Origin of the sequence: Maribacter sp. 2-571 (assembly GCF_050589625.1) — a bacterium.
GTDB lineage: Bacteria > Bacteroidota > Bacteroidia > Flavobacteriales > Flavobacteriaceae > Pelagihabitans.
Genome location: NZ_JBNGOP010000024.1, coordinates 45,481 through 64,048, shown reverse-complemented (window position 1 = coordinate 64,048; position 18,568 = coordinate 45,481). Strand labels below are relative to the sequence as shown.

Here is an 18,568-nt window from a genome sequence, read left to right as displayed (position 1 = left end):
AAAAAGGCCGGTACTAGTACCGGCCTTTTTGAGTTGACCGGTTTTGAATACGGTCAACGGTATGGTCAAAAGGTTATTCCAATGAGTCGATAAAGGCCAGGGCCACAGCGGGCAATAACACTTTATCGATAGTATGGGCCACCCCGTTTCTTGCCGTCACGTCCGCGGTCAATATTTCCGCATTGATGTCGTCGGTAGCGTCACCGATAACAAAGGCATTGCCCCTCGCAATGATTTCCAAGGAAGCCGCTTCCAGAGCCGTATCTACCGATCCGGGCGCTAAGTCAGCAGCGGTAATGGTGCCCACAACCACATGATACCGAAGGATATCGGCCAACAAAGCGATTTCGGCATCCGTTTGGAAGTCACCGATACCATTGTAATTCGGTCCTAGTGCATCGAATAGGGCGGTAAACGCCGCATTTGTCGGTGCAAAAACGGTTGCTGTATTGAAATAGGTAAAACTATTTACGACCGTAGTATCATTGGTAACATCAATAAACAAGGTGTCAAGCTGCGTTGCCGCAAGGGCTTCACCAAGTATGGAAAGATCAGCAACGTTGCCAACCGTGGTCGCTAGGTCGTCCGAGGCCAAAAGGTCAAGGAACTCCTGAATAGCTGCCGGTTTCAAAACTTTATCGATAACATTGGCTTCCCCATTGGTCGTACTGATAGGCTCGGCCCCAACATTGGCCGTTTCACCAAAACTATCCGTAATGGTAAACGCCCCGGGAGCACCTGCTACATCCAGTGTAGCTCCTGTTGCAGTTTCGACCGTACCAACGGCAAGTTCTTGAAGCACATCCATCTCATCATCTCCCATTCCCATGGTAGCCGGAGGAAGTACGTGATAGGACAATATATCGGCCAATAACTGTAATTCTACGCTGTTGTCAAAGGATTCCAGACCGGTATAATCATCACCCAAATCTTCCAACAATTGTGCAAAAGCATCGTTGGTAGGGGCTAGTACGTTCAACGGTCCAGCACCGGAAACAACATCCACGAGCCCGGCCTGGGCCAAAGCACTGTTTAAAGTGGAAAGCGCCTCGGTATCACCTACCAATTCCGGTAGATTAGGTCTGATATCGAGACTGGCAGCATCGATTAAGGCCTGTGGGATCAGTACTTTGTCGACAAAGTGAATTACGCCATTGGAGGCATTTTGATCTTGGGCTGTAACGTTCGCTGCAGTGGAGGTGGACGAAAGTTCCGTTTTATCCTGTACCTGCACGCCATCGGCAAGGGATATGGTAATATCCTCTCCCTGTACCGTAGTAAACGAAGCGCCATCGCTCAAACTGGAAGCTCGGTTCGTTCCCGGCACCACATGGTAGGTCAGGATCGCCGATAGCAACGCATTGTCAACATTCGCCAAAAGTTCAGCGGCATCGGCAAAACCAAGTTGTTTTCCCAAATTATCAAAAGCGGTGTTGTTCGGGGCGAAAACCGTAAACGGTCCGTCTCCACTAAGGGTCTGCACCAAATTACCGTCAGCCTGCGATAATGCCGCGACCAGGGAGTTTAAGGAAGTGCTCCTTTGCGCGACCTCTACGATGTTACGGGTACTATTGTCCGAAATCGTACCATCGTTGGTATCGTCGTCTTCACAGCTAACTAAAAAAGCCGAAAGCGTTAATAGTGATAATAACCAGGTGGTTATCTTTTTGTTATAAATCATTATATGTCTTTTTTCTGGTTAATGTACGTTTAATATCCTGGATTCTGCTCAATTAACCCGCCACTAAGATCAATGATCGCTTGTGGTATGGCAAAATAGTTGCTTGTTTCGGTAAAACCGGGAGCCGCCTGTAGGTGTACTCTTTTGGTTTTTTCCGCGTCGAGGTAAGCATTCATTACCTGAACGGCATCGCCCCATCGTACAAGGTCAAAATAACGATGTCCTTCCAATGCCAGTTCCAATCGGGTTTCAAACTTTACCGCTTTTAAGGCAAACGCAGCGTCCGGGAACGTGCTGTATGGTTGAACATTATAATTGGCTGCAGGAACGCCGTTATCAAAACGAACAACATTGTCGGGAAGTGCCGCTCTGTTCCGTACTTCGTTGACCAGACTTAACGCCTTTGCCAAATCGCCTTCGTCAACGGCAACCTCGGCACGCCATAGCAACACTTGTGCATAACGGATGATATTGGTATTAAGCCCGTTTACTGCGGGAGTCCAAGCTGCGGTAGAGGAAGCATTATCCCTTTCGGCAGCGGAGAATACCTGCTTTATTTGGTTATAGGGCCCACCGTTACTTGGGTCCCTTACCCAGGCTACACCGGCAAATTCGCCATATCCCAAGAAAGGAATGCCACGGCGCGCGACGGTCCAATCCAAACGGGGGTCTAATTGTCCCGTGTAAGGCGTAAACGGATCCGAGGCGGCAACACTTTCATCATTGGTCACATCTGTAGCGTTAAACGTGTCCAAAAGAGGAAGACCACTAGCATCGGTCTTGAAGGCGTTCACCAAATTCTGGGAAGGCTGATAAAACCCACAGCAGGAAGATACCGGTCCACGATGGTGAAATTGGAGGATATCGCCCCAGTTCCCGTTTCGATCTTGGGGTGTTCCGTCACCTACGCTATATTGTATGGAAAAAATCGCTTCGGGGGAATTCTCCGTTGCGAGATCAAAGTTATCTCTGAACCTACCGTTTAAACTATGTTTGCCACTATTGATTACGGCATCCAACAAGGGTTTTGCGGCCGCGTAATCCGACTGGAATAGGTGGGTTTTTGCCAAATACGCCTGCGCAGCGGCTTTGGTCGCTCCACCGGTACGGGTGGGGTCTTCATTCAGGTTATCTACGGCATACTGAAAATCGGCCTCGATGGCGCTCCACGAATCGACACCCACATTGGTGGTACTTTCCGTAATATCCTCGGTTATATAGGGAATGTTGTTCCAGATTTGCTTGGCATCAAAGTGATAGTGCGCCCTTAAGAAACGCATTTCCCCTTCTGCCTGATTGGCTTCCGCTTCTGAAAGGTCTCCCGACTCCCTTCCCTGTGCTATGGATAGCAAGGTAATATTAGTTCTGGCAACACCTTCATAAAGCGCTTTCCATTTTCCATCAAGATATCCGTTTACCGAAGTGGTATTTCCGAATTCTATCGGGGTGATTACGGCGGCATCATTCGGTTCACTGCCCTTGTAGGCATTATCCGAGGTCACACCACCATAGGTCCAATTCGATGGGGAAGATGCAATGGCATTTCCGGTATCCGGGCGAAACCCGTCCAAAAGGGCATATGCCGAAACAACTTGGGTTTCGATGAATGTAGAATTTAAAGGAACACTGTTCCCCGCTATTTGTCCTTCGATGGGAACATTGAGGTCTTCCTCACATCCCATGGTCACCATAGATATGGCAACTAGAATACTAAGATATTTATACATTTTTTTCATAGTTTTTTTATTTAAAAATTAACATTTAACCCAACAATTACTTGTCTGTCAATAGGGTAGGCACCGCCGTCAACGCCGATGGTGAGGTTCTGGTCGTCCTCACCGAAACGGGCAAGACTGATTTCCGGGTCAAGACCGGAGTAATCCGTAATGGTGATCAGGTTTTTTCCTTGAACGTAAAACCGAATTCCCGCAAGCCCTAATTTTTCAACGGTTTGGGAAGGAAGGGTATATCCGATTTGGATGTTCTTCATTCTTGCATAAGAACCATCTTCAAGATAAAAGGACGACTGATCCGATTCCCTATTAATGATTTCAGCACTGGTAGTCAAGGCAGGAAGATTGTTTTCCTGTACGTAGTCTACACTTTTCGCTCCTGGAAAGGTATTAAAGTCAAGGAAAAATTTGTTGAAATTATAAATATCGTTTCCTTGTGACCCCTGCCATAACATGGCCATGTCCCAGTTTTCATAGTTCGCCGAGAAATTCAGGCCGTAAGTAAAATCAGGATGTGGACTTCCAATAAATTGCCTGTCCTCGGCATCGTCGGCTCCATCGCCATTGATATCCTCGAACAACATTCTCCCTTCGTCGTTGAAACCTAGGAACTTTTTGCCCCAAAAGGCTGCCAACGGCTGTCCGGCAATGGTTCTGTTCGGTCTTTGACTTCTAAATGCGATACCATCAATAAAATCGTCCAGGTTGTTAGGATCTAAAAACTTCACTTCGTTTTTATAGTGCGAGACATTTGCCGCAATGGTATAGGTAAATTTGTTATCGGGTGAGTTGGAATAACTCAAATTGACATCGATACCTTTGTTCTCGACCTCTCCAAGGTTTTTTCGGATAACGTTCGTACTACCCAAAATTGTGGCATCACCCGGATCGTTTACCAATAGGTCCTCTGTCGTGGCAATGTAAGCATCCACGTCCAAACCTATTCTATTGAAAAGCTGTGTTGTAATACCCACGTTGGTGGTTGTAGTGGTTTCCCAAGTCAACGACTCATTACCCCTACTTTGAAGCCCATAACCGATATCCAACGAGCCATTACCACTAGGGTAGGCATTAAACTCTGTATTGGGGGTCAGTATGTCGGCTACGTCATCGGCAGGAATACTTGCATTACTACCGATCACTCCATAACCCGCTTTGATAAGAAGATTGGTAAACACCTCGGAATCCTGTAAAAAGGATTCGTTGCTCACCCTCCAACCTGCACTAAAGGATGGAAAAACACCATATTTGTTTCCTTCGGTAAACTGAGAGGAACCATCTCTACGCAGGGTGGCCGACAATAGGTATTTATCGTCAAACTTATAATCGACCTTTCCGAATAATGAAAAGTAGTTTACCTGCGAGGCAAACCCAAAGTTAGCGATGTTTTCGGTACCCAAGTCAAGAACTCTGGTGTTCAGTACATCGTTAAACAAGAAACCTGTTCTACTAGCTCCTACGGTCCTGCGATTGGTATTGTTAAATTCGGTACCGGCCAATACATTAATGGAGTGTTTCCCAAAATCCTTATCATAGGAAAGCGTATTAAACCACGTATAAATACGATTGAATTCGGTACGTTCCTCTAAACGATTGGTAAGGTTGACTACCTCGCCTTCGGGAGCCGCAGGGAAAAATCGCGATTGATTAAAGCTATTGATATCAAACCCCATATTGGATTTGAATGTTAAGTTTTCCAAAATATCGTATTCTCCGAAAAAGTTACCAAGTGCTCGAAAATTGACAGAAGAGTTGTCCTTAAAGCGAAGTGCGCGGGCAATAGGGGCATTAGCGTTACCAAGCCCGGGAGCACCGGAGCCGGCAAAGTTGCCACCTTCGTCGTAAATAGGGATAAAAGGATGAATTCTGGTCAATGCGGCAATAGACCCATTGGTATCCTGATTGTTGTTCAACCCGTTTCTATCTGTCAATGACACTGTAATGTTTTCTCCGACCCGAAATCGATTTGTGATGTTGAACTGTGTATTCGCTCTTAAAGAGACCCTAAAGAAATCGGTACCTAGGGCCACACCGTCTTGATCCAAAAGCCCTAAGGAAAAGAACGATTTGGAATTCTCCGTACCTCCCGAGGCATTGATACTGTAATTCGTTGTCAATGCGGAGTTGAAAAATTCATCGAAGTAATCGGTTCCGACAGCATTACCTCGTGTTATGCGATTGGTCTCCAAATTATAAGGTAGGGCACCGGGATCTCCAGAACCCGCCGGAATAATATAGGTCGGCAATACTGGTGTAGGGCCGTTACCGAACTGCGGATGGTTCGGGGAGTTACCACTGGTATTGATTTCTGCACGCCATAAAGCCTCGGCATGTTGTTGTGGGGTAGCGATGTTCGGAAAAACGGAATTTGGAATAAAACTGACACCGGTCCATACATTAGCCGAAAACCGTACTTTCTGGTTTACTTTTCCCGATTTGGTGGTAATGATGATTACCCCGTTACCTGCTCGGATACCGTAAATGGCAGCGGCGGAGGCATCTTTTAGAATTTGGATCGATTCGATATCGTTCGGATTCAAATCGTTCAGACCCGCATTTGAAGGTGTTCCATCGATGATGTACAAGGGGTCGTTACCATTTACGGTTCCGAAACCACGAATACGAACTGCGGCCGAACCACCTGGTCCACCTTCGCTACCCACGGTAACACCTGCCGCCTGACCCTGTAAGGCCTGTTCTATGCTTGTTGGGGCGGTCGCTTCCAACTCTTTGGCCCCTACCACGGTGACCGCTCCGGTAATATCCCTTGTCGATTGTTTGGAATACCCCGTAACAACTACCCCTTCCAGTTCCGCTGCATCCAATTCCATGCTTACCTGCAGGGTCGATTGTGCGCTCACAGAAACTTCTTGGGTTTTGTAGCCGATATAGCTAAAAATCAAAACCGCATCGGAGCTGGCTTCAATGGTAAAATTACCATCAAAATCGGTCTGGGTTCCCGTAGTGGTTCCCTTGACCACAATGTTTGCTCCCGGTAGCGGTAATCCGTTTTCATCCAAAACGGTACCCGAAACCGTAGATTGAACCATTTCATAAAGCATTGGTCCACCTTTTATCTTGGGCTTTGCATGCAGAAAACCCGTGCCTAGGATGATTCCTATACCCAAAAGACGGGTAAGGAAAAAAGTTAAACCCCTATTGCAGCGCAACAGGTAGTAATCTCGTTTTTGATTCATAATCCTTCTTGTTTGTTAGTTTAAAATTGTCTTGTCGGATTTAAGTTTTCCTTGACATTTTCGGCTTTTAAGTGTTAAGAAAACTTAAAATCGTGATAATAATACCAAATTTCTGGGAGATAGTACCGTTTAAAGCATAATATTTTGACAGTAATAAATCGGATAAATAGGGTTTTAAATTGCTTTTATCTTATTTATGCCCTGTATTTATTATGCTTTTTTAATTTTTTCTATTGGTTTTTTGCGAAATACCCAATACTCTAAAACCTAATTTAGACTGATTTTAATCGTTAAAACGGCCCTGAAATTAGCTCTGGATCGGCCAACTATAACGTTTGAAGTGACGTCCGATTTTTAGTTGTTCTTATGTTAAATTAGCATAAAATTAAGAAATGTGGTCGGTAGCATTTCAAGGAAGAGTTTTATCTATTTTTTCAGGGTAGTGCTAAAAGCAAAAGAAGTTTTATCGCTCGATTTTTTCACAGTGAAGTACTACTTGTTTTTCCTCGGAATTTTTGACGAAAAACAAGTAGTGCTCACCACCGTCCTTAATCTTGGTTTTTTTTCGGATAACCGCACTGGTTTCCGGAAAATTGCGACAACTGATATTGGCTTTTTGGAGGCGTAACGTTTTTAATGCTTTTTTGGAGTACGGCAGTGTTTGTTTTATTTTGAAGCGTCTGCCGGGAAACGGGCACAGTTCCGAATGGGTATATAGATGGGTATTCCTGTGCAATTTGAAAAGCCCGTACGTTTCCCCTATTTTTTTAAAGGCCCCCGATTTCAATATGGCCGCATTGGGTTCATAAAGGTAGTGTTGCGGACCGGAAAATGTTGAAACGGCCGTCGATTCTTCCTCGCGATCAAAATCAAAGCGCATAACACCCGAATTGGTAAAGTTTATGGTTTTTACACTAACATTTCCCTGATATCCGCTTTGAATGACCCATAGCAGCTCTTTCACTTCATTTTGTATGGCGACAATATGGATTTCCTTCACCCATTTGAGTTCATTGATTCCTTGAGACAAATCCAATAAAGGTGCGGTTTTTATCAATAGATTATAGGTACGCCCCATCAGTAGTTCAAAATGGCTTATAACGTCAGGGGTACAATCGGCCAAGCGAAAAACTTTGCGCTGTTCAGGATTTCTCCGCGAAGGATCGATATACACCCAATCTATCTTTTCGGAATCTTCCCTTAAGAACTGCAACCCGTTTACTGGAAGTACCGTAATGTTGTTGGTCCCCAAAACCGAGAAATTATGAGCTGTAATTCTGGAAAGTTCTTCGTTGATGTCGCAATGGACTACCGTATCCATCTTCTTGGCAAAATAATAGGTGTCCACTCCGAAACCTCCCGTAATATCCACCAATCGTTCTCCGGAAACAATTTCAGCTTTGTAGCGGGCCGTTATTTCCGAGGAGGTCTGTTCGAGGTTTAATTTTGGTGGATAGTAGATACCCGGCGTACCGAACCACAGGGGAAGCTTTTTTTTACATTTTTGTTTCCCTACCAATTGTTGTAATAATTCCGTATTCGAAACGCCTTCAAAAATGGGTTTCTTGAACAGTAATGGAGTGGCATCCTTATGGTATTGCCGTTCAATATAGTCCTGCACCTCTTCGCTAAGTACCGCTACATTCAAAAGTATTAAAGGTTTTGTGTCAACGATTTCACCAATTTGTTTTCGGAAAGGAATTCTTTAAGAATTACTTTGATCGCCGTGTACCCGGGTACGGCAACGATCATCCCAATGATTCCGAACAGTAGTCCGGCAATGATAATGATCAAAAAGATTTCCAAAGGATGCGATTTCACACTATTGGAGAAAATAATGGGTTGGGAAGCGAAGTTGTCGATCAGCTGTCCAATAGCGAGACCGATGAGTACATATCCTGTTTTGGGAAGTATTACGGAACTGAAGTCCATGCCCAAAAAACTGGTCATTGTAAGAACAATCATCAAAACCCCGCCAATAATGGGCCCCACATATGGAATGATATTGAAAAGCGCGCACAAAAATGCGATAACCACGGCATTTTCTACCCCTACGACCAAAAGGGTTATGGTATAAATAATGAAAAGGACAAAGAGTTGCAGCAGCAACCCAACGAAATATCGGGAAAGGAGATTGTTGATTTTATCGATCGATTTTACAGTACCGGACTCCTTTGTTTTAGGGACGAACATCAAAAGACCATTTTGGAACAATTTACTGTCCTTTAGAAAGAAAAAGGAAATGAACAGTACGGAAAATAACCCAATACTGGCAGTACTTAAGAGCGTTAGAAAGGAATTCAGAAAGTCGGGAATGAACCCCATGTCCAACCCCTCCAAAATATTTTTTTCGATTTCGGTATCTTCAATAATTTCATTGACCACCACTGGGGATGCGCCCAAATATTCGGTCAATTGCCGGTACAGCGCATTTAGGTTCCCTTGAAGGGCATCAATATTGAGCAACGAAAGGTTTTTGCCCTGCTCCGATATCAATGGCACGAAAAGCGCAATAATGCCGACCAATACCCCTACCATGATGAGCATGGTCAGTATTACGGCCAACGTATTGGGAAATTTAAGTTTCCTTCTTAGGAAAAGAACCATGGGCCTCCCGATCAACGCTATTACCGCCGCAATGGACAAATATGCCAAAACGGACTGTATTTTATAAAGAAAATACCCGACTAGGGCAATTCCTACTAGAATGCCGACGGCCCTAAGAATACCGTTTGCAATTGTTTTCGCTTTCACTGTCATAGTTTCAATTCATGATATGGTTGAAACGATCATTATGTTTCCAAAAAAGAATAATAGTTTATTCCCATACCGGTTTTGGTTTCTTCGAGAAAATGGTACCACCTCAATTTTTAAAAACGTAAGAGATAATGTTGGCACCCATTTTTAATGCTTTTTGTCGAACGGCTTCGGGATCGTTATGCACCGATGGGTCTTCCCACCCATCCCCCAGATCACTTTCAAATGTGAATAGGAGCAGTAACCTGTTCTCATGGAAAATTCCCAGGGCCTGGGGCCTTTTGCCATCATGCTCATGAATTTTGGGAAGCCCTTCGGGAAAATCGTATTCTTGTTTGAACAGGGGATGATCGGCACCCAATTCTTCCAATTCCTTATCCGGGAAAACCGATTCTAACGCCTTTCTCACATAAGGTTCCATTCCATAGTTGTCGTCGATATGAAGAAATCCGCCCGACATCAGGTAGTTTCTTAAATTGAGCGATTCTTCATCGCTGAAAACCACATTGCCATGCCCTGTCATATGTAAAAAAGGGTATTGGAAAATGCCACTGCTCCCTACCGCTATGGAAACCACTTTTTCGTTTAGGGCGGTACCGATATTGGTATTACAAAAACGGACCAAGTTGGGAATAGCAGTAGGGTTCGCATACCAATCACCGCCCCCATTGTATTTTAAAATGGCAATTTCCTGCGCTTGGACCACCATACTCATAAAAAAAGCATAAAAGAAAAAAACGGATGTAAGTTGCTTCATGGCAGTGCGTACTAAAAGGACAGGTGCATTGTTCGTTTAACAGTACTCAAAAGTAAGGATTCTCATGATTAAAAAAGTTACAATTGCTATTTTGGTGTTCAGCGGATTTTTTATCACGGCATTTTCCTTCGGGAACAGGAACCTCGCGCCAAAAATGATGTCCGCACAACCCGATGGCATGAAGGAGCAAGCTACCTCGTTCGTAGTGCTAGAGTTATTTACGTCGCAAGGATGTTCGAGCTGCCCTGCCGCCGATGTACTCTTGGAAAAAATGAAACAGAAATACCCTGAAAATGTTTATGCATTATCATACCATGTCGATTATTGGAACTACATCGGATGGGAAGATCCCTTTAGTAGGTCGGAACATACGGAAAAACAAGGCCGATACAATAAAAAATTCGGGTACCGGGGAAACTATACCCCAGAGGTAGTGGTCAACGGAAAAAATCATTTTGTTGGGTCCGATGCCAGAAAAATGCAGCATGCCGTTGCTACTTATGGACAGGACGAAGGTGCCAATAGCATTCGGCTTTCCGACATAGGGATAACCGACAAAAAGGTCGACTTTCGGTATTTCGTAACGGGCACGGTAGCGAATAAAAAAATCAGGACGGTATTGGTATTGGACAAACGAGTTACCGATGTAAAACGGGGAGAAAACCGAAATAGGACCGTTACCAATAGTAACATTGTGGTTTCGGAAAACCAATGGAACCTGGAAAAGGACGAGGGCACGGGTGCTATCGCGATTCCCGATATTGTTGAAAAGGACGAGCTACTTTATCTAATGGTTTTGATATCGAACGCCAAAGATGAAATTACCGGCGCTGCAAAGGTCGCGCTACAAAATAGTACGATTTAAAATTCTTGTTTGTTAGGTGTTTATATCCGAACGGTCTACTTGTTCATGGGCCGTTCGGATTTTTTTATACTTCAAAGACACTTTGCACCAATGTGCAGGCCACAATTGCGGCCGTTTCCGTACGCAAACGGCTTTTTCCCAAGGAAATAGGTGCATAGCCCTGTTCCATGGCGGCTTTGATTTCCTGAGGTGCAAAATCACCTTCGGGTCCGATCAAAACAATACTCTCGGTATTGGTCTTTTCATGTGATAAGCTGTGCAAGGTCCATTTGTCCCCTTCTTCGCAATGGGCTATAAACCGGTTGCCTGAAAACGGTTTTTGTAAGAACGCTTCAAGGGTAATCGGACTGTTCAACTTAGGGAGGTAGGTATTCAGGCTTTGTTTCATGGCAGCCTGTACCACCTTTTCATAACGTTCCTGTTTGATGGTTTTTCTTTCGGACCGTTGGCAGATTATAGGGGTAATCTCATGGACCCCTATTTCAGTGGCCTTTTCCAAAAACCATTCGTATCGTTCGTTCATTTTTGTCGGCGCTACGGCCATATGAAGCCGATAGGCCGGTTTGGGCGTATGCTCGGTACGTAAGATATTGACTTGACATTTTTTTGGGTCCGCCACGAGCAAGGTCACCTCAAATAGCTCCCCTTTTCCGTTGGTGATGTGGAAGCGGTCACCGATTTTTTTTCGGAGCACCTTAACAATATGTCGGCTTTCATCCTTTGAAAAAGAAAAGGTGCCGGCGGTACTCACGATATCGGCATTATAGAATAACTGCATGGAACAAAAATACTACTAAAAATAGTTCGCTAATAGGTCACTTGATCGGTGCCGTCCAAACGGCACCAAAACAGGAAAATGATATCGTCTTTGCATGGCGTCCTGTTAGCCATTAAAGCGAACGTTATTACTTTTTACACACGATATAAAGCGCCCCCTTATTCCCCTTTTTATGGATTTCGTTTCCTTTGACTACTTCTTCGATTCGAAACCCTACCGCTTTGAGCTGTTCTATTATACTATCCTTGGTAGGCCAGTAGATGCTGGGTTGTCCTTTAGCGAACAACTTCCAGTTGAATTCGGTATCGTTTAATTTAAGCCATGGGAGATGATGTTTCGACACCGTCTCTTTTCTAAGATAGCGTAAGGTATTACTCAAAAAACTCAGTATGGGATTATAAAAACGGGAGTGATAATCCAAGAAAGAAAAAATAATGGTCGCATCTTTTTTGGCAATGCGAAAGGTTTCCATGAGAGCCTTATGAAAAAGTGGTTGTGGAACGAAGCATAGTACCTGTTGGATATACACCAAGTAGTCGAAATTGGCATCGGGAAAGCAATCTAGGTTGGAGGCGTCCCCAGTCAAAAAATGTACCTTTGAATTTCGCTCGGTAGCTTTTTTTTGAGCAATGGCCATCATTTCTGAAACGATATCGAATCCGGTAACCTGATCAAATCCCAATTCTTCTATAAAAAAAGTAAGTCGACCCCCTCCGGCACCTGCTTCTACAACAGTTTTGGCGGCGTCGGTCAAGTACTTCTTTAATATAGCCGCTTCTTCTGGCCAAACACCTTCGCGCCTCACGGTACTATCTACCATGTGCTCCGTGTAGAAATCCTTGTTCGGGTTTGCTGTGGTGCCTGCCATGTTTGAAGTGTTGTGCTCGGTCGGTTCGATAACCTTAAAGTTTGCCAGAATCCTATCGATTTTACTATTGTACTCTTTAAATGTAATCGTTTTCTGCGTAACGAGCCACTAAAAATCGTTAACCTGCCATTTTTGTTTCAACCGGACATGGCCGTTATATGGAGAATCTAGCCTTGGCACTAACGGTCTGTTTCGAGAAATCGTTTTCCTTGAATTTGTAGTATCCTACGATACCGATCATGGCCGCGTTGTCGGTACAGTATTCCAATCGAGGGATATGGGTTCGCCATTCATGGGTAGCTTCCATTTCCATAAGTGCTTTTCGAATTCCGCTATTTGCAGAGACTCCTCCGCCGATGGCAATTTCTTTGATGCCCGTTTCTTTTACCGCTTTTTGCAGTTTATCCATCAAAATGGTAACGATCCGATGCTGAATGGAAGCACAAATATCATTTAAATGTGTTTTGATGAAATCGGGATTTTCCGCCGTTTTTTTCTGTAAAAAGTATAGAATACTGGTCTTTAGTCCACTAAAGCTAAAGTTGAGCCCCGCGACCTTTGGCTTTGGAAACACAAACGCATTCGGATTTCCATGTTGCGCATGGCGATCGATCAATGGTCCTCCCGGGTAGGGTAGCCCTAGCAGTTTGGCACTTTTATCAAAAGCCTCACCAACGGCATCGTCCAAGGTCTCCCCAATGATCTCCATGTCAAAATAGTTCTTCACCAGCACAATTTGGGTATGTCCGCCACTGATGGTCATCGCTAAAAAAGGAAAGCTTGGGGGAGTACTTTTTTCATCGGCTATAAAATGGGCCAAAATATGGGCCTGCATATGATTTACGGCTATTAAGGGAACACCAAGTCCCAACGACATCGATTTCGCAAAGGAGGTTCCTACCAATAACGAGCCCATAAGTCCCGGACCTCTTGTAAAAGCTATGGCCGATACTAGTTTTTTATCGATATTTGCTTCGGCCAATGCCTGGTGAACTACGGGAACAATATTTTGCTGGTGCGCCCTTGATGCTAATTCGGGAACCACTCCACCATATTGCTCGTGAATTTTTTGGGTCGCAACGACATTGCTGAGTACCTTGTCGCCTTGTAAAACTGCCGCAGAAGTATCATCGCAAGACGATTCGATAGCAAGAATGTAAATAGTTTCCTTTTCCACCGGGTTTGGAATAAAAATTGGACGCCCAAAGGTAAAACATAAGGCCTTATCAAAAAATTGAAAAAAATATTGATTCGAACGGTACTGGTCTTGGTACTGCTTTGTGTGTTCGGAACCCTTATTTTATCGCTTCCCTTTGTGCAGACCCGCTTGGCCCGGTATACCACGGAGTCCATCAATACCGAGTTCGGGACCAATATCAATATCGAAAAGCTCCATATCTCGCTGATTTCCTGGGACACTTCCTTGGAAGGGGTGCTTATCGAAGATTTTAGACGGGATACCCTGTTTTATGTAAACGAACTGAGCACTTCAATTTTGAATGCGCGGAACCTGGTAAAGGGCAAGCTGGAGTTTGGGGATATTGAGGTGGATAAGCTCGATTTTAAGTTGACGACTTACAAGGACAGTAGCAGCACCAATTTAGAGGTATTTATCGATAAACTGGACGATGGCAAACCTAGGGCGCCCGGTACGCCCCCTTTTTATTTTTCATCTTCTTCCATTTCCGTAAGGAACAGTCGTTTTAAAATGATAGACGAAAATTTACAACGGCCCGTAGCGTTGGATTTTCGTAGCCTTGATATTGCCGCAAAAGATTTTCAAATCCTTGGTCCGGAAGTGACCACAGGAATAGAGACCATGTCGTTCCACAGCGGCAGGGGCGTACAGGTCGATACGCTGCGAACGGACTTCAAGTATACCAAACAACAAATGCGTTTCGATTCCTTGGCCATCCGTACCCCGGGATCTGAACTGAACGGGGCCTTGGTATTCAATTACGATCGGAAGGATTTCAAGGATTTTTTGAACAAGGTAAAAGTCGATGCCAGTTTTAATGAATCTACCCTCGCCTTTGACGAGGTGAATTTGTTGTACGACCAGTTTGGGAAGGGGAAAGAGGTTTCGTTTTCCTCCAATTTTAACGGAGTGTTGAACGACCTGAACTTGGAAGATCTGTTTTTGCTTTCTGATAATACGGGAATCCGAGGGGATTTTAATTTTAAAAACCTTTTTAGCAAGCGGCGTCCATTTTTGATGCAGGCCAAAATGAAAAACGTTAGCTCCAGTTATTATCAGCTGAACGCGTTAATGCCCAATATTCTGGGCAAGTCGTTGCCGCCCTCCATTTTTAAAAAACTGGGCCAGTTTACCATTAGGGGGAATGCCATGGTAACGGAAACTTCTATCGATGCCAAAGTAAACGTAAATACGGCCATAGGAAGCAGTTATACCGATATGACCTTGACCAACATTAATAATATCGATGAGGCGGCTTACGAAGGTTTTGTTTCGTTGATCGATTTTGACCTTGGCGATTTTGTGGAGAACGAACGTTTGGGAAAAACGACGCTCGACTTTAATGTGGAAGGAAAGAGTTTTTTGACAAAGAACCTCAATACCGAAGTTATTGGAGAGGTGTATTCCATCGTTTTTAACAACTACGAGTATAACAATTTAAAAGTATCCGGAATTTTAAAGGAACAGCTTTTCGACGGTAGCTTGATAAGCAATGATGAAAATTTAAAATTCAATTTTAAGGGATTGGCCGATTTCGCGCCCGACCGTAACAATTTTAACTTTATTGCCAACGTAGACTATGCCGACCTTAAAAAACTGAATTTTATAAAGGACAGTGTTTCCATTTTCAAAGGTAACGTGAATATGGATGTTACCGGAAATACCTTGGATAACTTGGTAGGGGACATCAAATTCTCCAAAACCAACTTTCAGAACAAGAACGACACTTATTATTTTGAAGACTTTAAAGTATCGGCCACCTTTGAAAATGACTCCACCAGAGTAATCGATATCAATTCGCCCGACATCATTACGGGGTACATGCGGGGCAATTTTAAGGTAAAGGAATTGGGCAAACTGGTACAAAATTCCTTAGGTAGCATTTATACGAACTACCGGCCCTTTCAAATTTCTCCTGGACAAAAACTAGCCTTTAATTTTAAAATTTACAATAAGATCGTAGGGGTGTTCTTTCCTGAAGTAAATTTTGACCCGAATACCTTTATCAAGGGAGATATCGTGGCCGACGAAGGGGACTTTAAGCTGACTTTTAAATCTCCGCTCATACAGGCATATGGTTCCAAAGCGGAAAATATCGATCTACAGATCGATAATAAAAATCCCCTGTTCAACACCTTCGTTTCGGTTGGGGACCTTTCCAACCCGTATTATGATGTGAAAGACTTTAACATCATAAACACCACCCTAAAGGATACGCTGTTTTTCAGGGCAGAATTTAACGGAGGAAGTGAGTATAACGATATATACAACCTAAATTTCTACCACACTTTTAATCAACAGAACAAATCGGTCATCGGTTTCAAGCAATCGGATGTCAGTTTTAAGGGGAACAAGTGGATTTTGAACAAATTCAACGATAGCAAGAACAAAGTTATCATTAACCGTTCCTTGGACAGCGTTAGCATTCAGGAAATTGTAATGAATAACGAGGTTTCCGAGCAAATTAGGTTAAAAGGTCAGTTGGCGGATTCTACCTTCAAAGATTTACAGTTGGAGTTTAAAATAGTGTCTCTCGACAAGATTACCCCGGCCATAGATAGCTTAAAACTCAAGGGAGAGGTAAACGGGATCTTGAATGTTTTTCAAAAAGACGGCATTTACCTTCCGTCTTCCAACCTGAATGTTGTCGATCTATCGGTCAATGATATCCGTTTGGGGGACTTGGCCGTAAGTATTGCCGGAAACCGTGATCTGACCGACTTTATAGTCAACTCCCAAATTACGGACAAGGGAGAAGAAAAATTGGCCATTGTTGGGAACGTGCGCAAAAAAGGGGAGATGCCTACGGCCGATTTGCTGGTGAATTTCAATCGGTTTGATCTGGAACCTTTTAACCCATTGGGCGAAGGGGTCATCGATCGTATTCGTGGCCGCTTGAACGGAAATGCCCGGGTAAAGGGTCCGGTGGATAACCCCGATTTTAGCGGTCTTCTCACCTTGGACGATGCCGGCATCGCAATTCCCTATTTAAATGTCGACTATAGTTTTGCGAACAACTCCAGGGTGAATTTGTTCGATCAGACCTTTGATTTTGAAAATATATCCATTACCGATGTGGCCGAAAATACCCAGGCCACTTTGGACGGTACCATAACCCATAGTTTTTTCAAGGATTGGGCGTTGGACCTGAACGTCGATACCAATAATGACCGACTATTGATCCTGAATACCCCGCCCGATGATGACGAACTTTACTACGGTACGGGATTCTTGAACGGTACGGGAAGGATATATGGCCCGACCAAAGGCTTGAATATCGATGTGGTAGGAAGCACTGCAAGAGGTACTTCCCTTTCCATACCGTTGAGCGATGTTGCCAGTGTAGGAGACTATTCTTTTATCAACTTCATCGATAAAAATACCGTTAACGACATTGCCGTAAGGCGCACCCTTAATGATGTTCAGGGGTTGGAACTTACCTTTGACCTGGATATCACACCCGAAGCGGAGGTGCAGATCGTTACCGATACCGAAACTGGTAGTACGCTTTCGGGTACCGGTCGGGGGCTGTTGCTCATGCGGATCAACACTCGGGGCGCATTTGAGATGTTCGGGGAATTTGTAGTGGTTACCGGAAAATATAACTACCGCTTTGGCGGTATTGTTAACAAAGTCTTTGATGTACGTCCCGGAGGGAATATTGTTTGGGACGGCAAACCTTTGGATGCCTTATTGAACATGGAGGCGGTGTATAATCTGCAGGCCAACCCCTCGCCGCTGTTGGTCAACAATAACTATACCCGACAGATTCCAGTCGACGTGGTCATCAAACTTACCGAACAGATCCAAAATCCCGGTATCGATTTCAATATTGAATTTCCCGGAACCAATTCTATCATACAGTCCGAATTGGAGTATAGCCTACAAGACCCTACTGTAGAAGAGCGTAATGCCATCTTTCTGTTAACACAAGGGTCTTTCGCAGGCCAGCAAGGCGGAATCAACCAGCAGGCCGTAACGGGCAATTTATTGCAATCGGCTTCCGGACTTTTTAATTCGTTGCTAAGTGGGGACAACGATAAATTTAACTTCGGGGTATCCTATGTACAGGGCGATGTGCTGGCCGAAACACAGGTCGAGGACAGGCTAGGGGTCACCGTATCCTCCAAATTGAGTGATCGGCTGTTGTTCAACGGAAAAGTGGGTGTGCCCGTAGGGGCCGCAGGAACCACAGTGGTCGCGGGAGATTTCGAAATACAGTTGTTATTGAACGAGGAAGGTACCGTAAGCGCCAAATTTTTTAGCCGTGAGAGCGAAATACAGGAGTTTTTGGCCGAACGTATCGGCTCCACACAAGGGGTAGGCCTGTCGTACGAAGTGGACTTCGATAGTTTTCAAGAACTTTTTAGAAAAGTGGTCCGTAAAAAAAATAAAAAACAAGATGAAGAAAACCCGTCATCCCCGGTCAAATTAAAAGCCTCGCCGACCGCCGTAATGGGAAGGGACAGTTTAATACGCATCACCCCCAAGAGCAGAACAAAGGGGCTCCCATAATTTTAACACACAATTTTTCAAAATCGTTTCATATAACACCCCGTAATACTCGGGTGAACGCAAACGTTTGAATTGTATTAAAATCTTGTATCCAAATCGATTCGATTTTCGAAACACAGCACTTTTTTTGAGATTAAATTATTGATTTTCAGTTATTTGAAATAAAATTTGTTTGATGTTTTCAGTTCCGTGTCTTTTTTTGAAACCCTTTGGCCATCC

The 18,568-nt window shown here is 44.1% G+C and carries 11 protein-coding genes; 2 read left to right on the top strand and 9 right to left on the bottom strand.

Features of this window, described 5'->3' with window-relative positions; genetic code table 11:
• Nucleotides 1–73: 73 nt before the first annotated feature.
• The 6 genes from ACRD7P_RS15970 to ACRD7P_RS15945 form a co-directional block, all read right to left on the bottom strand.
• Entirely contained in the window at nucleotides 74–1,681 is a 1,608-nt protein-coding gene (locus ACRD7P_RS15970; RefSeq protein WP_430908651.1) for a fasciclin domain-containing protein, read from the bottom strand.
• A gap of 29 nt (nucleotides 1,682–1,710) precedes the next feature.
• Entirely contained in the window at nucleotides 1,711–3,417 is a 1,707-nt protein-coding gene (locus ACRD7P_RS15965; RefSeq protein ID WP_430908650.1) for a RagB/SusD family nutrient uptake outer membrane protein, read from the bottom strand.
• 11 nt (nucleotides 3,418–3,428) lie between these two features.
• Nucleotides 3,429–6,611: a SusC/RagA family TonB-linked outer membrane protein gene (locus ACRD7P_RS15960; protein ID WP_430908649.1), complete on the bottom strand. Its 3,183-nt coding sequence runs from the start codon at nucleotides 6,609–6,611 to the stop codon at nucleotides 3,429–3,431.
• Nucleotides 6,612–7,074: 463 nt separating this feature from the next.
• Complete coding sequence (locus ACRD7P_RS15955) at nucleotides 7,075–8,259, bottom strand: THUMP-like domain-containing protein (RefSeq protein ID WP_430908648.1); 1,185 nt, start codon at nucleotides 8,257–8,259, stop codon at nucleotides 7,075–7,077.
• Nucleotides 8,260–8,264: 5 nt separating this feature from the next.
• Nucleotides 8,265–9,365, bottom strand: coding sequence for an AI-2E family transporter (locus ACRD7P_RS15950; protein WP_430908647.1), 1,101 nt, complete (start codon nucleotides 9,363–9,365; stop codon nucleotides 8,265–8,267).
• 109 nt (nucleotides 9,366–9,474) lie between these two features.
• Nucleotides 9,475–10,125: a DUF4159 domain-containing protein gene (locus tag ACRD7P_RS15945; RefSeq protein ID WP_430908646.1), complete on the bottom strand. Its 651-nt coding sequence runs from the start codon at nucleotides 10,123–10,125 to the stop codon at nucleotides 9,475–9,477.
• A gap of 64 nt (nucleotides 10,126–10,189) precedes the next feature.
• Between ACRD7P_RS15945 and ACRD7P_RS15940 the strand changes: the two genes are divergently transcribed.
• Nucleotides 10,190–10,990 (top strand): DUF1223 domain-containing protein, encoded by an 801-nt coding sequence (locus tag ACRD7P_RS15940; RefSeq protein WP_430908645.1) that lies wholly within the window; start codon nucleotides 10,190–10,192, stop codon nucleotides 10,988–10,990.
• 64 nt (nucleotides 10,991–11,054) lie between these two features.
• Here ACRD7P_RS15940 and ACRD7P_RS15935 read toward each other — a convergent pair whose 3' ends face one another.
• The 3 genes from ACRD7P_RS15935 to tsaD all read right to left on the bottom strand — a co-directional run bounded on the left by ACRD7P_RS15935 (nucleotide 11,055) and on the right by tsaD (nucleotide 13,813).
• On the bottom strand, nucleotides 11,055–11,768 hold the full coding sequence (locus ACRD7P_RS15935; protein ID WP_430908644.1) for a 16S rRNA (uracil(1498)-N(3))-methyltransferase: 714 nt from the start codon (nucleotides 11,766–11,768) through the stop codon (nucleotides 11,055–11,057).
• Nucleotides 11,769–11,895: 127 nt separating this feature from the next.
• The gene (locus ACRD7P_RS15930; protein WP_430908643.1) at nucleotides 11,896–12,636 is read right to left on the bottom strand and encodes a class I SAM-dependent methyltransferase; all 741 of its coding nucleotides are present in this window, start codon (nucleotides 12,634–12,636) and stop codon (nucleotides 11,896–11,898) included.
• Between the two features lie 154 nt (nucleotides 12,637–12,790).
• Nucleotides 12,791–13,813, bottom strand: coding sequence for a tRNA (adenosine(37)-N6)-threonylcarbamoyltransferase complex transferase subunit TsaD (gene tsaD, locus ACRD7P_RS15925; RefSeq protein ID WP_430908642.1), 1,023 nt, complete (start codon nucleotides 13,811–13,813; stop codon nucleotides 12,791–12,793).
• Between the two features lie 57 nt (nucleotides 13,814–13,870).
• On the opposite strand from tsaD, the gene ACRD7P_RS15920 reads away from it, so the two are divergent.
• Entirely contained in the window at nucleotides 13,871–18,349 is a 4,479-nt protein-coding gene (locus ACRD7P_RS15920) for a translocation/assembly module TamB domain-containing protein (protein WP_430908641.1), read from the top strand.
• Nucleotides 18,350–18,568 lie beyond the last annotated feature (219 nt).

Bases quoted from the DNA above. Each gene is read 5' to 3' on its own strand.
- ACRD7P_RS15970 (WP_430908651.1), bottom strand. From the start codon at position 1,681: ATGATTTATAACAAAAAGATAACCACCTGGTTATTATCACTATTAACG.
- ACRD7P_RS15965 (WP_430908650.1), bottom strand. From the start codon at position 3,417: ATGAAAAAAATGTATAAATATCTTAGTATTCTAGTTGCCATATCTATG.
- ACRD7P_RS15960 (WP_430908649.1), bottom strand. From the start codon at position 6,611: ATGAATCAAAAACGAGATTACTACCTGTTGCGCTGCAATAGGGGTTTA.
- ACRD7P_RS15945 (WP_430908646.1), bottom strand. From the start codon at position 10,125: ATGAAGCAACTTACATCCGTTTTTTTCTTTTATGCTTTTTTTATGAGT.
- ACRD7P_RS15940 (WP_430908645.1), top strand. From the start codon at position 10,190: ATGATTAAAAAAGTTACAATTGCTATTTTGGTGTTCAGCGGATTTTTT.
- ACRD7P_RS15935 (WP_430908644.1), bottom strand. From the start codon at position 11,768: ATGCAGTTATTCTATAATGCCGATATCGTGAGTACCGCCGGCACCTTT.
- ACRD7P_RS15930 (WP_430908643.1), bottom strand. From the start codon at position 12,636: ATGGCAGGCACCACAGCAAACCCGAACAAGGATTTCTACACGGAGCAC.